This is a genomic window from Bosea sp. (in: a-proteobacteria) (assembly GCA_023910605.1).
Taxonomy (GTDB): domain Bacteria; phylum Pseudomonadota; class Alphaproteobacteria; order Rhizobiales; family Beijerinckiaceae; genus Allobosea.
The window spans coordinates 2,877,525-2,891,663 of sequence record JAAVVV010000001.1 but is presented as its reverse complement, the minus strand read 5'-3'; the positions used below and the strand labels follow the sequence as shown (position 1 = coordinate 2,891,663).

At 66.7% G+C, this 14,139-nt stretch carries 16 protein-coding genes and 1 pseudogene; 9 read left to right on the top strand and 8 right to left on the bottom strand.

Going from position 1 to position 14,139, the window contains the following annotated elements:
• Positions 1–67 precede the first annotated feature (67 nt).
• Genes HEQ16_13945 through HEQ16_13935 form a run of 3 tightly spaced genes read left to right on the top strand, consistent with a single transcriptional unit; the run spans position 68 to position 1,451 of the window.
• Positions 68–634, top strand: coding sequence for a nitroreductase (locus HEQ16_13945; GenBank protein ID MCO4055117.1), 567 nt, complete (start codon positions 68–70; stop codon positions 632–634).
• 8 nt (positions 635–642) lie between these two features.
• Positions 643–1,254: a flavin reductase family protein gene (locus HEQ16_13940; GenBank protein MCO4055116.1), complete on the top strand. Its 612-nt coding sequence runs from the start codon at positions 643–645 to the stop codon at positions 1,252–1,254.
• Entirely contained in the window at positions 1,254–1,451 is a 198-nt protein-coding gene (locus tag HEQ16_13935; GenBank protein MCO4055115.1) for a hypothetical protein, read from the top strand. The genes HEQ16_13940 and HEQ16_13935 overlap by 1 nt, the downstream gene beginning before the upstream one ends.
• A 12-nt stretch (positions 1,452–1,463) precedes the next feature.
• On the opposite strand, the gene HEQ16_13930 is transcribed toward HEQ16_13935, so the two are convergent.
• Entirely contained in the window at positions 1,464–2,327 is an 864-nt protein-coding gene (locus tag HEQ16_13930) for a CoA ester lyase (protein ID MCO4055114.1), read from the bottom strand.
• A 29-nt stretch (positions 2,328–2,356) separates the two neighbouring features.
• Complete coding sequence (locus HEQ16_13925; GenBank protein MCO4055113.1) at positions 2,357–2,854, bottom strand: MaoC family dehydratase; 498 nt, start codon at positions 2,852–2,854, stop codon at positions 2,357–2,359.
• Positions 2,855–2,983: 129 nt separating this feature from the next.
• On the opposite strand from HEQ16_13925, the pseudogene HEQ16_13920 reads away from it, so the two are divergent.
• Together HEQ16_13920 and HEQ16_13915 are read left to right on the top strand one after the other, a co-directional pair.
• A pseudogene (locus HEQ16_13920) lies at positions 2,984–3,916 on the top strand (transglycosylase SLT domain-containing protein).
• A gap of 59 nt (positions 3,917–3,975) precedes the next feature.
• The gene (locus HEQ16_13915) at positions 3,976–5,196 is read left to right on the top strand and encodes a DUF2336 domain-containing protein (GenBank protein ID MCO4055112.1); all 1,221 of its coding nucleotides are present in this window, start codon (positions 3,976–3,978) and stop codon (positions 5,194–5,196) included.
• A 29-nt stretch (positions 5,197–5,225) separates the two neighbouring features.
• On the opposite strand, the gene HEQ16_13910 is transcribed toward HEQ16_13915, so the two are convergent.
• The 5 genes from HEQ16_13910 to HEQ16_13890 all read right to left on the bottom strand — a co-directional run bounded on the left by HEQ16_13910 (position 5,226) and on the right by HEQ16_13890 (position 9,718).
• On the bottom strand, positions 5,226–5,783 hold the full coding sequence (locus HEQ16_13910) for a hypothetical protein (GenBank protein ID MCO4055111.1): 558 nt from the start codon (positions 5,781–5,783) through the stop codon (positions 5,226–5,228).
• Positions 5,780–6,331, bottom strand: a complete 552-nt coding sequence (locus HEQ16_13905) for a response regulator (GenBank protein ID MCO4055110.1) — start codon at positions 6,329–6,331, stop codon at positions 5,780–5,782. Before HEQ16_13905 ends, HEQ16_13910 begins: the two co-directional genes overlap by 4 nt.
• A gap of 84 nt (positions 6,332–6,415) precedes the next feature.
• Positions 6,416–7,231, bottom strand: a complete 816-nt coding sequence (locus HEQ16_13900) for an NAD kinase (GenBank protein ID MCO4055109.1) — start codon at positions 7,229–7,231, stop codon at positions 6,416–6,418.
• Positions 7,232–7,348: 117 nt separating this feature from the next.
• Positions 7,349–8,323 (bottom strand): MBL fold metallo-hydrolase, encoded by a 975-nt coding sequence (locus HEQ16_13895; protein MCO4055108.1) that lies wholly within the window; start codon positions 8,321–8,323, stop codon positions 7,349–7,351.
• A 147-nt stretch (positions 8,324–8,470) separates the two neighbouring features.
• The gene (locus HEQ16_13890) at positions 8,471–9,718 is read right to left on the bottom strand and encodes an FAD-binding oxidoreductase (GenBank protein ID MCO4055107.1); all 1,248 of its coding nucleotides are present in this window, start codon (positions 9,716–9,718) and stop codon (positions 8,471–8,473) included.
• A 190-nt stretch (positions 9,719–9,908) separates the two neighbouring features.
• Here HEQ16_13890 and HEQ16_13885 point away from each other — a divergent pair, with 190 nt between their 5' ends.
• The 4 genes from HEQ16_13885 to HEQ16_13870 all read left to right on the top strand — a co-directional run bounded on the left by HEQ16_13885 (position 9,909) and on the right by HEQ16_13870 (position 13,632).
• A complete protein-coding gene (locus HEQ16_13885) occupies positions 9,909–10,901 on the top strand; it encodes a hypothetical protein (protein MCO4055106.1) in 993 nt (330 codons plus the stop codon).
• A 76-nt stretch (positions 10,902–10,977) separates the two neighbouring features.
• The gene (locus tag HEQ16_13880; GenBank protein MCO4055105.1) at positions 10,978–11,661 is read left to right on the top strand and encodes a ribulose-phosphate 3-epimerase; all 684 of its coding nucleotides are present in this window, start codon (positions 10,978–10,980) and stop codon (positions 11,659–11,661) included.
• 103 nt (positions 11,662–11,764) lie between these two features.
• A complete protein-coding gene (locus tag HEQ16_13875) occupies positions 11,765–13,072 on the top strand; it encodes an adenylosuccinate lyase (GenBank protein ID MCO4055104.1) in 1,308 nt (435 codons plus the stop codon).
• 5 nt (positions 13,073–13,077) lie between these two features.
• On the top strand, positions 13,078–13,632 hold the full coding sequence (locus HEQ16_13870; protein ID MCO4055103.1) for an alpha/beta hydrolase: 555 nt from the start codon (positions 13,078–13,080) through the stop codon (positions 13,630–13,632).
• Positions 13,633–13,735: 103 nt separating this feature from the next.
• Here HEQ16_13870 and HEQ16_13865 read toward each other — a convergent pair whose 3' ends face one another.
• On the bottom strand, positions 13,736–14,065 hold the full coding sequence (locus tag HEQ16_13865; protein ID MCO4055102.1) for a hypothetical protein: 330 nt from the start codon (positions 14,063–14,065) through the stop codon (positions 13,736–13,738).
• Positions 14,066–14,139: the final 74 nt, after the last annotated feature.

Below are 14,139 nucleotides of genomic sequence, written 5' to 3'. Positions count from 1 at the left end.
CGCGCGCCGGATGGCATGGCCAGTTGCCGTGCGCGGGTGCTTGGGCTACCGACGCTTCGCCTGATAGATGAGGGACGTCATGCTGGAGCTTCTCAAGACACGGCGCTCGGTCAAGCCGATGCTGATGAAAGGTGGCGGACCGAGCCCCGCAGAGCTTGAGCAGATCCTGACAGTGGCGGCGCGCACGCCCGATCATGGCAAGCTGGCGCCCTGGCGTTTCATCGTGTTCGAGGGCGCTGCGCGGGAACGGGCCGGCGCGATCATCGCGGACGTCTTCGCAGCCGACAATCCGCAGGCGGACGAGGACGCGCTCGGCTTCGAGCGGCGGCGCCTCGCGCGGGCTCCGCTCGTGGTTGGCGTGGTATCGCGGGCGGCGGCTCATCCGCGCATCCCTGAATGGGAGCAGGTGCTGTCGGCCGGGGCCGTGTGCATGAACCTCACGTTCGCGGCCAATGCGCTGGGCTACGGCACCAACTGGCTAACGGAATGGTATGGCTACGACAGGCGGGTGCTGGACCGCCTCGGCCTTGCGCCGCACGAAAGGCTGGCCGGCTTCCTGCATGTCGGCCGCAGCGATGCGCCGGTGGAGGATCGCGAGCGGCCATCGCTCGCCACCATCGTCACCCATTTCTGAGAGGCGTCATGCATTACCGTCCGGAGGCGCGCGACACCCGGCTGCTGCCCCATGATCCCATCAAGGCCATCGTGGCGCCGCGGCCCATCGGCTGGATCAGCGCCATGAGCCGGGCGGGTGAACTGAACCTCTCGCCCTATTCCTTCTTCAACCTGCTCTCGTCGCCGCCGACGCCGATCGTGGTCTTCTCGTCCGAGGGCCGCAAGGATGCCGTGACCTTCGTCGAGGAGACGGGCGAGTTCACCTGCTCGCTGGCCACCTACGATATGGCGCAGCAGATGAGCCTGACCTCCGCGCCGCTGCCGCGCGGAACCAGCGAGTTTGGCCATGCTGGCCTCGAGACGGAGGAATCGCAACTGGTGAAGCCGCCCCGCGTGAAGGGCACGCCCGCAGCGCTCGAATGCCGGCTGCTGTCGATCAGCGAGCTGACCGACCTCGAGGGTCGCAAAATCGATCGCTTCATGGTGCTGGGCCAGGTGATCGGCGTCTATATCGATGAGCGCTATGTCGTCGATGGCCGCTTCGACATCGCCAGGGCCCGCACCATCGCGCGCTGCGGCTATTCGGATTATGCCGTGGTCGATCAGGTCTTCTCGATCCAGCGGCCGCCCGGCGGCTGATGCTGCCGCCTCTTGATCCCACGCTCGCGCATGAGGCCCATCGGCGCCGCCGGCTGGCCGTGGCGGTGCGGCTGGGCATGATCGCGCTGCTGGGCGGGTGCGGTCTGTGGCTCGTATTCGAACTCGACAAGGCCCGGCGCGCGCAGGAGTGCCTGGAATCAGGCCGGCGCAACTGCGCCATCATCCAGACCCGCTGAGCCTTGCCTGGTTCAGATGCGACGCAGCAGGCGCTCAGCCCGCTTGAGGTGGGGCAGGTCGATCATCTCGCCATCGATCCCGATGACGCCGAGGTCCGGATTTGCGGCGAAGGCGGCCACGATGGCGCGGGCCCGCTCCAGCGCCTCGGCGGAGGGCGTGAACACGGCGTTGATGACCGGGACCTGGGCTGGATGAATCGCCATCTTGGCGACGAAGCCGTCACGCCGCGCCGCCTCGCATTCGGCGCGCAGCCCGTCCATGTCCCTGAAGCTGGTGTAGACGGAATCGATGGGGTCGATCTCGGCTGCGGCGGCGCCGATCAGGGTCAGGGCGCGGGCCAGACGGTAGGGGTCGGCATAGCTGCCATCGGCCAGGCGGTTGGCCTCGGCGCCCAGATCGGCCGAGAGGTCCTCTCCGCCCCAGGTCAGCCCGATGAGCCGGTGGGACGCGCCGGCATAGGTGCCGAGCTGGAACACGCCGCGCGCCGTTTCCGTGCCGATCGCGATGATCTTCACGGCACCATCGCCGACATCATGCTCGGCTTCGCGCACGGCCATTTTCGCGCCGATGTGCTGGACGCTCATCCCGCCTTCGGCCTTGGGCAGCATGATCGCATCGGGGCTGGCCTGCATGACCCCATCGAGATCGGCATCGGTCAGGCGGCTGGTGAGGCCGTTGACGCGCACGATCAGCCGCGGACGGGCAACAACGCCAGAGTGAGCCTTCATGAACCCGGCCGCGATGCGCCGGGCCTGTGGCTTGCGCTCGAGGGCAACCGAATCCTCAAGATCAAGGATGAGCGCATCCGCACCCGAGGCAAGCGCCTTCTCCAGTTTCCGCTCATCGTCGGCGGGCACGAACAGCAAGGATCGCATCGCGGATATCTTTCCGGTTGAGGCCGCGCTCAAGCCTGCGGGGGGCGCTTGCGCATGAAGGCCTGTCGGCGGCACTCGGCCACAAGCACGCCATCCTGACGCTGGGCCCGGTGGATGAAGTCGACGATGCCCGCGTCTGGCCGGGACCGCGATTCACGCAGGGCGGCGACTTCGGTGGTGCAGCTGATGGTGTCGCCCTCGAAGAGGGGCGCGGGGAACTTCACGTCCGACATGCCGAGATTGGCGATGGTCGTGCCGACGGTGGTGTCGTTGACCGAAATCCCGATCATCAGCCCGAGCGTGAAGAGTGAATTCATCAGCGGCTTGCCCCACTCGGTCTCGGTTGCGCAGAAATGCGCGTCGATATGCAGAGGCTGCGGATTGAGCGTCATGTTGGAGAACAACATGTTGTCCATCTGCGTTACAGTGCGGGTGAGGCGGTGGCGGATAACCTCGCCAACCGCGAAATCCTCGAAATAGCGCCCGCCGCGCCAGTGGCGGCCATCCGCATCAGATGTGCTGCTCATCGGTTATTCCCTGTTCCGCACAGCGCGCATCGAGCCCGCTTAACGATTCGCTTACCATATCCGTCGCATCGTTGCGCGGCACTCACTGCGGATTCCCGCGCCGCGCGCCTTCGAGGCAACCAGTCCTTCATGTTCCTTTTCAGAACCAGCGGAACTCCCCAGGCAGCGCCGGCCAGTCCGGTGATCGAGGCCATTCGGCAGGGCGCCGACCGGACAGGCACGAGCTTCGACTATCTGGTGAAGACAGCCCAACGGGAATCGGCGCTGAATCCGGACGCGCGGGCGCGCACGTCCAGCGCCACTGGCCTGTTCCAGTTCATAGAGCAGACCTGGCTGAGCATGGTGCGCAGCGATGGCGCCCGCCACGGTCTCGACGATGCGGCCAAGGCGATCGTGCAGGGAGCCGATGGGCGACTGACCGTGCCCGACGTGGCCATGCGCGACCAGATCATGGCGCTGAGGCGTGATCCCGAGATCGCCGCCGTGATGGCCGGGGCATTCACCCAGCGCAACAATGAACAGCTTCAATCCGCGCTCGGTCGCGAGCCGACGAAGGGCGAGCTTTACATCGCCCATGTCCTGGGCGCGCGCGGCGCGCAGGACCTGATCGGCGCGGCCCAGTCCTCGCCCACCCGCGTCGCGGCCCGGGATTTCCCCGATGCCGCGGCCGCCAACCGCAACATCTTCTTCGACAAGGCCGGAAAGCCGCGCAGCGCGGCGGAAGTCTATCATGTGCTCGCGGCCCAGCATGCACAGCTCGGGCAGGCCGACAGCGCCGTCTCAGCCCCTGCCGCAGCGCCCTTGCCGGACCGCAAAGGCCTGATGGGCCTGTTCTCCACCGAAGGGGGCCGCAAGCCCATCTCGGATCAGGTGGCGGCCTTGTGGAGCGGCCAGCGTGGCCAGCGCGTGCAACTCGCCTCGCTCGAGCCGGCGCAGCGCTTCTTTCCAAGCCAGGGCGGCGCGTTGAGCGTGGCGAACGTGCAGGCCGAGCCGCCGCCGCGCCTTGTGGAAGCGCCACAGCCGCCAGTGCGTCCGCAGGAGCTTTCGCCTCAGGCCGCTGCCGGGCAGAAGAGACGCAAGCCGCTTGATCTCAACGCCTTCCTCCGTCCGGGCACCATCCCATGATCGTTCGCCGTTTCCTGCTCTGGGCCCGCACTGCCAGCACCGCCGACCGGGCCGCCGGCGCTCACGCACTGGCGCGGGCCTATCTGCAGTCGCCCATGACTATCGAGGACAGGCGCGAGGCCGAGACCGCGATGCTCTCGCTGCTCGACGATCCATCCGCGCCCGTGCGCCGCGCTCTGGCCGAGGCTCTCGCCGGCGAGGAGGCGCCGCGCGCCGTGATCCTGGGCCTCGCCCAGGACCAGCCCGACATCGCGGCGCTGGTGCTGATGGCGTCGCCCGTGCTGACCGTGGCGGATCTTGTCGACGCTGTCGCGATCGGGGGGGAACTGGCGCAGTCCGCCGTGGCCATGCGGCGGGATGTCGGCGTGGCGCTCGCCGCCGCGCTCATCGAGGTGGGAAGCGCAGAGGCCGTTCGCGTGTTGCTCCGCAACGCCGAGGCGACCATCGCGCCCTCATCGATCGAACGAGCTGCGGAACGGCTTGGCAACGTGCCGGCGATCCGCGAGGCGCTGCTGGCGCACCCCGACCTGCCTGCCGCCATCCGTCACCAGATTGCCGTGAGCGTCGCGGAAAGCTTGTCCAGCTGGGCAGGGGGATGCGGTCTGATGAGCCCCGAGCGCGCGGAACGCATCGCCCGCGAATCGAGCGAGAAGGTCGCGCTGAGCCTGGCGCGGACCAGCGAGGGATTCGAGGCCGAATTGATGGCGCTGATCGCGCATCTGCGACGCAGCCATCGCCTGACGCCCAGCCTGATCCTGCGTTCGCTGCTGACCGGCGAGACCGCGCTGGCCGAGGCTGCGCTGGCGGATCTCGCAGGGCTTCCGTTGGCGCGGGCGTCGGCGATCATCCACGATCGCCGCAGCGCCGGCGTGGCGGCCCTGTGCCGCAAGGCCCAGATCCCGGCCGCGTTGCTGCCGGCCTTCGTGGCGGCGGTCGAGGCGGTGCGCGAGATCGGCGCGCCGGCATCGGAAGCCGCCCGAGCCGCTACATCGCGGCGCATCATCGAACGGGTGCTGATCGTCTGCGACATGGCGGACGAGGCAGAGAACGCCCCGCTGATGGCGCTGCTGCGCCGCTTCGAGGCAGAAGCTGCGCGGGAGGAGGCCCAGGAGGCCGCCCGCGCCATGGCTGACTCCGCCGCGCTGGCTGCGCTGCTGGAAATCGATCCGGAACTGACCCTGCTCGCCGACGAGCGGGTCCTCGCACGCGCCGCCTGAAGGCGCATGCCGGCCCGTGCGGCGCCGGCTTATTCCGCAGCTGGCGGCTTTCTGCCCTTGGCGGCCTTCGACGCGTCCAAGGCCTTTTGAATGAGTCTCTGACCGAGATCCTCAAGGCTTATCACCATTTCCAGCGCGACCGGATGGTCCTGGATGGAGATCTTCTCGCGGATGATGATGCGGATGGTGTGAAGGTGCGTCTCAATCGCACTGTCAGGCACGCGCTGGAGCGCATCGAGCAGCTTGCACAGGTTGTCTGCGGCACGCCCGGCCAGCGGAAAGCCTAAGGTGGCGGCATGGCCGCGCATGTCATGGACCTTGCGGAACAGCAGGCGAGGCCCGTCTTCGGCGCCGGTCTTGTAGTGTTGCAAGACGGATTCCAATTCGGAAAGCTCTGACGCCATCCAGGCCGGGAACTCCTGCCGCAGCGATGCAAGGCTGTGCTCGGCCTCCGCGAGGATGCGTGCGACATCGCGCGCCGAGCCGCCGGTGATGGCGCGCTCCGCCAGATTGCGCGGGGGCTCGATGACGGAATGGGTCTCATGCTCCACAGACGAGGGAGTCTTGCCCAAGCGTGACTGGGTCATGTCTTGTTCCTTGCATTCTCGGCGAGGGGCCGGGTGCGGATCGTCTCCGCGTCCGCGTCCGCGCCGCCCTGCCGCCGTTCCGGTCCCGAATAACTGTTGCTTGCGCCACGCCGCCGTTCAGGCCCGAAGTAGGACTTGGTGCGGATGAAGGGCCGTGGGAACGCGACAACCGCCAGAATGCGGTCGTAAAGCGCCTTCGACGAAATCGGCTTGGCAAGAAACTCGTGAACGCCGGCATCACGCGCCATCGCGATGCGTCGCCGCTCTGTATGGCCCGAGACCATGATGATCGGCGCGAACGGGTTCACGCTCCTGTTGGGCTCGCGGATCATGCGCGTCACCTCGAGTCCGTCCAAGACAGGCATTTCCCAGTCAAGCAGCACGATGTCGGGCGAATAGGTCATGAAGACCTCGAGTCCGGAAGCGCCATTATCGGCCTCAAGCACGTCACGCGAGCCGAAGCCGTGCAGCAGGGCCTTGGTGACCTTCCGCATGAACGGATTGTCGTCAATGACGAGAAATCCCAGCTTGGCAAAGTCCACCCGCATCGCGACGATTATCCAGTGACGATCATCAATTCATGAATTGGCCGGCTTAAGCCCGCAGATGACCAATTTAAGATTATACTCCCATTAGTAACCAAACTGTTCCCGCAAGATGCGTTCGTCAAGGCTATGGCCGGGGTCGTGCATCATTAAAAGGTCTATGCCGTGGTCCATGGCGATGTCGACGCGCACCACGTCATCGACCTGCGTGTGGTCGGCGACGGCGCTGACCGGGCGCTTCTCCGCCTCCAGCACCTCGACGGTGACTTGCGCACGGTCGGGGAGCAGAGCCCCGCGCCAGCGCCGCGGCCTGAACGCCGAGATCGGGGTCAACGCCATCAAGGTGGCGTTGAGCGGCAGGATGGGGCCGTTCGCCGAAAGGTTGTAGGCGGTCGAGCCGGCCGGGGTGGCCAGCAGCACGCCATCGGCGATCAGTTCGGGCATGCGCTCCTTGCCATCGATGTGGATCGAGAGCTTGGCGGCCTGATAGGAGCGCCGGAGCAGATGCACCTCGTTGATCGCGCGGGCGGAATGCACCTCTCCGCGCTTGTCCGTGGCCCGCATCTGCAGCGGATGGACGATGGAGATTTCAGCGCTGCGCAGGCGCTCGATGAGGCCTTCCTCCTTGAAGTCATTCATCAGAAAGCCAACCGTGCCGCGGTGCATGCCGTAGATCGGCTTGGACGCGCCCTTGCCGTTCATGAAGCGGTGCAGGGTCTGGAGCATCAGGCCATCGCCGCCGAGCGCGACGATCACGTCGGCGCTGTCGGGGTCGGCATTGCCGTAGAGCTTCGTGAGGCGACCGAGGGCCCGGCTCGCGCCTGCCGTGTCGCCGGCCACGAAGGCGATTCTCTCGATCGCGCCGCGCAGCCTTTCAGGCGAGGTCTTGGCCGCCGAGTTCATGCTTGCCCCTGATTCTGAAGACAACGCGGGAGCCCGCAGGCTCCGGCGCATCGTTCATAGCATGAAACCGGTCTTTGCCGTCCAGCCTCCGGCAGGAGGCTGGGCGCGGAGCGGTCATCAGGTCGCGCTGGACCATTGCACGGGCACCATCTCGAAGCCGTTGCCGGCCTTGGTGATGAAGCCAGTGGCCGGGAAGGGCGCGTGGTAGAAATGGACCTGGGTCTTTTCGGCGGCGGCCATGTCGAGCAGACGGCGGCGCGTGGCGCGGGCAACATCGGCGTCCATGTCGAACACGGCCGACCAGTCCGGGTTGCGCACGAAAAGGGCCGGGTGGTTGGTGGTGTCGGCCATGAACATGAGCTTGCCCGAACCGGACGAGATCATGAACACGCAATGGCCGGGCGTATGGCCGAAGGCGGCGACCGAGGTGATCCCGGGGGCGACTTCCGCGCCGGGCTCGAAGCGCTTCACATTGGCGGCCACGGGCGCAAACACGCGCCGCACGTTCTGGAACGCGCCGCGCATGGCTTCCGGCGCGGAGCCCATGCGGGCGTCATCCATCCAGAAGGTCCATTCCGGCGCCGGCACGACCAGCTCGGCATTGGGGAACACCAGCGCGCCATCCTTCAGGCGCAGGCCGTTGATGTGGTCGCCATGGAAGTGGCTGAACACGACGCGGGTGACCTGTTCGGGCGTGAAGCCGGCCGCACGGAAATTGCGCATCCACACGGCCGAGGTCGGCGCGCCGCTGTCGCCGTTGCCGGTGTCGAGCAGCGTGAGCTGGGCGCCGTTCTGCACCACCAGCGTGGTGAAGCTGATCGGCAGCGCATCGGAGGGCAGGAAGGCGGCGGCCATGGCCGACTGCACGGCGGACAGCTCGGCATTGCGCACGAAGCCTTCGAGCGGCCGGCGGGCGAAGCCGTCATTGATGGCCGTGACCATCATGTCGCCGACCTTGTAGCGGTAGAACCCCGGCGCCTGAGACGTGGCGGCGGCCTGCGCGGCTGCGGGCTGGGACATGGCAGCGCCTCCGGATGCAAGGGTGACGGCGGCAGCGGTCATGAAGGCCTCGCGGCGTGACAGATCGATCATGGGGGAAGTTCCTCCTGTTATGTGAAACAGATGCTTCGGACAGGAGGGTAGGGCTGGCGGAGACGAATTCAACGCGCAGCCGTTGCGCTTTGGTCACGGCTTCGCGAGGCGCCGCGCATGATCCGACTTGCGCCCATGCAAATTCTCTCAGAACCGCGCCGGGCTGAACGGCGCCGGATCGACAAAGGGCGTCTCGTGGGTGACGATCTCGCCAACCATGCGGCCTGTCACAGCCGCCAGCGTCAGCCCGTGATGGGCGTGGCCGAAGGCAAAGGTGAGGTTCCTGTGTTTGGGCGCCCGGCCGATGATCGGCATCATGTCGGGCGTGCAGGGGCGGTTGCCGAGCCAGGGCTCCGGGTCCAGCCGCTCCGCGAGCGGGAAGAAGCTGCGCGCGATCGGCTCGGCGCGGGCCAGTTGCACCGGCGTCTTCGGCGCGTCGCGCAGCGCGAACTCCGCGCCCGTGGTCAGGCGGATGCCCTTGAGCATCGGAGCGAGGAAATAGCCGCGCTCGGAATCAAGGACCGGGTGGTTGAGCACGGCGTTGCCGGCGGCCCTGTAGTGCATGTGATAGCCGCGCTTGACCGCCAGCGGGAAGCGATAGCCCAGGTTCCTCGTCACGAGGTCTGACCATGGCCCAAGGCTCACCACGGCCTCGCTGGCCGAAACGATGGCGCCGTCGAAGCCCAGCGCCGTCCACGAACCGTCCTTGCCCTCGGCAAGCGTCGTCGCATCGCCGAGCATGAATTGCCCCCCCAGCGCCTTGAAGCGATCGAGATAGGCGATGCCCAGACCGTGCGGATCGCTGACCGACACCGGATCCGTCCAGTGCAGGCCGCCAATCAGGTCCGGTGTGATGTGGGGCTCGGTCTCGCGCAGCTCGGGCACGGAGAGCTTGCGGTGGTTGAGGCCGAATTCACGGTTCCAGCGATCGGCCTCCGCAAAGCGCAGGTCGCGTTCCGCCGCCGTTCGGAAAACCTTGATCCAGCCCTTGCGGCGCAGCAGATGCGTCGCGCCCGATTCTGCGGCGAGCGCCTCATGTTCCGTCACGCAATGCTCGATCAGCTTCGCATATTGCCGCGCGATCGCCTCGTGGCGGGACTGGCGTGAGTGCATCCAGTAGGACCACAGAAACGGCGCAAGCCTTGGCAAGGCGCTCAGGTGATAATGCGCGTCGATGGTGTTGTTCATGGCGTAACGCACGAGCGCGCCGAAATCATGCGGGAAGCCGTAAGGATAGACGCCCTCGCGCTGGATCAGGCCAGCATTGCCGAAGGAGGTCTCCTCCGCAACGCCGCGCCTGTCGAGCAGCACCGTGGATCGTCCACGCTTCTGCAGATGAACCGCGATGGATACGCCGACGATGCCGCCGCCCAAGACGATGCAATCCACGCGCATTGAACCTGTTCCCCATCTGAACTGTCAGGATAAGTGGATATGTTCGCAATGACCTGCCTAATTGTCTCATGCAATCGCAATAAAATATCAACAGCGGCCCGCTCGCGTTGGGCTCGCGCAACATGGAGCGTCTGCACGGCCGCCGGTTGCCGCCGCGTGGCAATCTGCTAGGGCTCGGATCGTCCGATCCATGCCGACGGCAAGCGCGCCGTCCGGCCTCGGCTGGAAGCCATCTGCCGTGAGCCTTGTCCTGTCAGCCTTGTCCCTGCTTGGCCGTTACGGCACGCAAGGATTTGCCGCGTCGATCTTCCTGGGCCTGGCGCTGCCGCAATTTGCCGCCGCGGCGCGGCCGCTCCTGCCGGTCACCATCTTCCTGTTCGTGGCCATGTCCTTCGCGCGGGCGGACTGGCCGGCGTTGAAGGCCGCCCTGCGCAAGCCTGCGGCGCTGCTCATCGGCGTGGCCTGGCTCTCGCTCGCCCCTGCGGCCATGGTGCTCACCGTGCTCGCCATATTCGGCCGAGAGGCGCTCGATCCGGGCCTGCTGCTCGGGCTGGTGATTGTGGCCGCTGCGCCGCCGATCATGTCGGGCCCGGCAGTGGCGATGATGCTCAACATCGAGCCGACGGTGCTGCTGGCAGCCACCATCATCACCACCACGGCCGCGCCCTTCGTGGCGCCGCCGCTGGCTGATTTCGTGCTGGGAGGCCACGTCCCGCTAGACCGGTCGGTGCTGATGCTGAGGCTGTTCGGCCTTGTCTTCGGGGCCATCGTGCTGGCGGGGCTGTTCCGCTGGCTTGTGGGCTATGCGCGGCTTGTGAAGCACAAGGCCTCTCTCGATGGCTTCGGAGTGATCATGTACTTCCTGTTCGCCATCGCCGCGATGGATGGCGTCACCAACGCCTTCCTCGAACGTCCGCGCACGGTGCTGCTGTTCCTGGCGATCGCGACTGCGATCGCGCTGATGGGCTTCGTGCTGGCCTGGGTGCTGCTCAGGCCCTTCGTCAAGCCAGGGGATCGTTTCCTGCTCGGCTATGGCACGGGACAGCGCAACATGGGCGTGTTGATCGCAGCGCTCGGCGCTGCGACGCCGGAGACGACCTTCCTGTTCTTCGCGCTGGCGCAGTTCCCGATCTACCTGATGCCCCAGATCATCAAGCCGCTGGCCAGGCGATTCGCGGCCTGAGCGGCGCGGCGCGCGCGATGGGGACAGCGTGCGCGCCGCGATTGCCCGGCGGGCGGCGGGGTGCTAACCCGCCCCCATGACGCGTCCGCTCATCATTTCGCCATCGATCCTGTCCGCCGATTTCGCGCGCCTCGGCGCCGAGGTCGCAGCCATAGACCGGGCCGGAGCGGACTGGATCCATTGCGACGTGATGGACGGGCGTTTCGTGCCGAACATCAGCTTCGGCCCCGACGTGCTGAAGGCGATCCGGCCGCACACGAATAAGCTCCTCGACGTGCACCTGATGATCGAGCCGGTGGACCCCTTCATCGAGGCCTTCGCCAAGGCTGGCGCGGACCTCATCTCCTTCCATGTCGAGGCGGGTCCGCACGCCCACCGCACGCTCAGGCTGATCCGCTCACTCGGCAAGAAGAGCGGCATCGTGCTGACGCCGCAGACACCTGCGAGCGCGGTGGAGCACCTCATCGACGAGGTCGACCTCGTGCTCGTGATGACGGTGAACCCTGGCTTTGGCGGTCAGTCCTTCATCGCCGGCATGATGCCCAAGGTCGAGCGCTTGCGCGCGCTGATCGGCGGCCGGCCCATCGACATCGAGATCGACGGCGGCGTCACGGCCGAGACGGCGCCCCTCTGCATCAGGGCCGGCGCCAATGTGCTCGTGGCCGGCTCCGCCGTGTTCAAGGGCGGCGAGGGCGCCTATGGCCCAAACATCGCCGGCATCCGCAATGCGGCTGAAGCCGCGCGGGGGGAACGGGCTTGAGAAGCCGCGCTTGCTTTGCGGTGTCATGTCCGGCGGCCCGCAGGGCCCGGAAGGGGATCCGCATAGGTGCGGCGATGTTCTGCGAACGCTCAATGAGGTCCACATGATCCCACGCTATTCCCGCCCGGACATGGTTGCGATCTGGGAGCCGCAGGCGCGCTTCCGCATCTGGTTCGAGATCGAGGCCCACGCCACCGACAAGCTGGCCGAACTCGGCGTGGTGCCCAGGGAGGCGGCGGCGACGATCTGGGCCAAGGCGAAGGATGCGACCTTCGATGTGGCGCGCATCGACGAGATCGAGCGCGTCACCAAGCATGACGTCATCGCCTTCCTGACCCATCTGGCCGAGATCGTCGGGTCCGAGGCGCGGTTCGTGCATCAGGGCATGACATCGTCGGATGTGCTGGACACGACGCTGGCCGTGCAACTGGCGCGCGCGGCGGACATCCTGATCGCCGATGTGGACGCGCTGCTTGCCGCTTTGAAGCGCCGGGCGATGGAGCACAAGTTCACGCCCACCATCGGCCGCTCCCACGGCATCCATGCCGAGCCGGTGACATTCGGCCTCAAGCTTGCGCAGGCCTATGCCGAGTTCTCGCGCTGCCGCGCCCGGCTGGTGACGGCGAGGGCAGAGGTGGCGACCTGCGCGATTTCGGGGGCTGTCGGCACCTTCGCCAACATCGACCCGGCGGTCGAGGCCCATGTGGCGGCGAAAATGGGCCTTGAGGTGGAGCCGATCTCGACGCAGGTGATCCCGCGCGACCGGCACGCCATGTTCTTCGCCACACTGGGCGTGGTGGCCTCCTGCGTCGAGCGTCTTGCCACCGAGATCAGGCATCTGCAGCGGACTGAAGTCTATGAAGCGGAGGAGTATTTCTCCCCCGGGCAGAAGGGCTCGTCGGCCATGCCGCACAAGCGCAACCCTGTGCTCACGGAAAACCTCACTGGCCTGGCCCGCCTCGTGCGCGGCATGGCGCTTCCCGCCATGGAAAATGTCGCGCTCTGGCACGAGCGGGACATCTCGCACTCCTCGGTAGAGCGCATGATCGGCCCCGATGCCACGATCACGCTCGATTTCGCGCTGGTGCGGCTCACCGGCGTGGTCGACAAGCTGCTGATCTATCCCGCCAACATGCGCAGGAACCTCGACCGGCTGGGCGGGCTTCACAACTCGCAGCGCGTGCTGCTGGCGCTGACGCAGGCCGGCGCGAGCCGCGAGGAGAGCTACAGCCTCGTGCAGCGCAACGCGATGCGCACATGGGAGCATGGCGAGGATTTCCTCACCAACCTCAGTGCCGATGCAGAGGTCAGCGCGCGGCTGTCGCGCGCCGAACTCGAGGCGATGTTCGACGAGGGCTATCACTTCAAGCATGTCGACACGATCTTCGCCCGCGTCTTTGGCGAGGGCTGAAGCCGATGCGGACCTCCGACGTCGACATTCTCATCATACCGGGCTGGGGCGGCTCGGGCCCCGAACACTGGCAGACGCGCTGGGAGGGCAAGCTCTCGACCGCACGCCGCATCATCCAGCCGGACTGGAACAAGCCTGACCGGCAGATCTGGGCTGCCAATATCGTGGCCGCCGTGCAGGCCGCGTCCCGCCCTGTCGTTCTGGTGGCGCACAGCGCCGGGAATTCATCTGTCGGCCATGCTGCCGCCGGGCTTGGCCACGGCAAGGTGGCCGGGGCCTTCCTGGTCGCGCCGGCTTCGGAGAAGGCGCTGCATGCCATCCCCGCCGTGCCCGCCGACTTCGCCCGGCATAGTCGCGCCAAGCTGCCGTTCAGGGCCGTGCTCGCGGCCAGCACGAGCGATCCTTATTGCACCGTGGACGAGGCGCAGGAGCTGGCGGGAGCCTGGGGCGCGGAGTTCTCCGATGCGGGCGACGCCGGCCACATCAACGTGGCATCGGGGCATGGGCCCTGGCCGGAGGGGTTGATGCGCTTTGCCGGGTTCCTGCGCTCGCTGGGCTGATCGGCGCCGGACCTTGGCTCGAAGCGCCTGCGAAACCGATTCAACGACCTCGCAAACTGAGTCCGCTTATCGTTTCAGGTAACTGGGATTGCAGGATATCGCCTCAGATGCCGAAGATGGGCGCTGCGAACTTCAGCACGACCTGGCCGCATGCCAGGCTCCAGAAGCCGGCGATGATGGTGGCGATCATCACAAAGGGGAAGGGCCTGCCTTCGATGGCGCTGCCGAGAACCGTGTTGCGCAGGATGATGAACGGCGCGGAGAAGACGACAACCGGGACGCTGGCCATCGCCAGCATGCCGCCGGTCTGCAGCAGGGTGAAGCTGGCCTTGCGCTGGGTGAACAGCTCGAAGGCGCTCGCTACGAGGCCCGCGAACGCGAAGCCGATGAAGAGGGCCTGGAAAGCCTGAATGGATTCGGGATCGAGCTGCACTCTCAGCGCCCCTTTTTCATCCGCGCCATCGTTAATGATCCGTTATCCGCCATCCTTAAGCAGGCGTTAAGCGC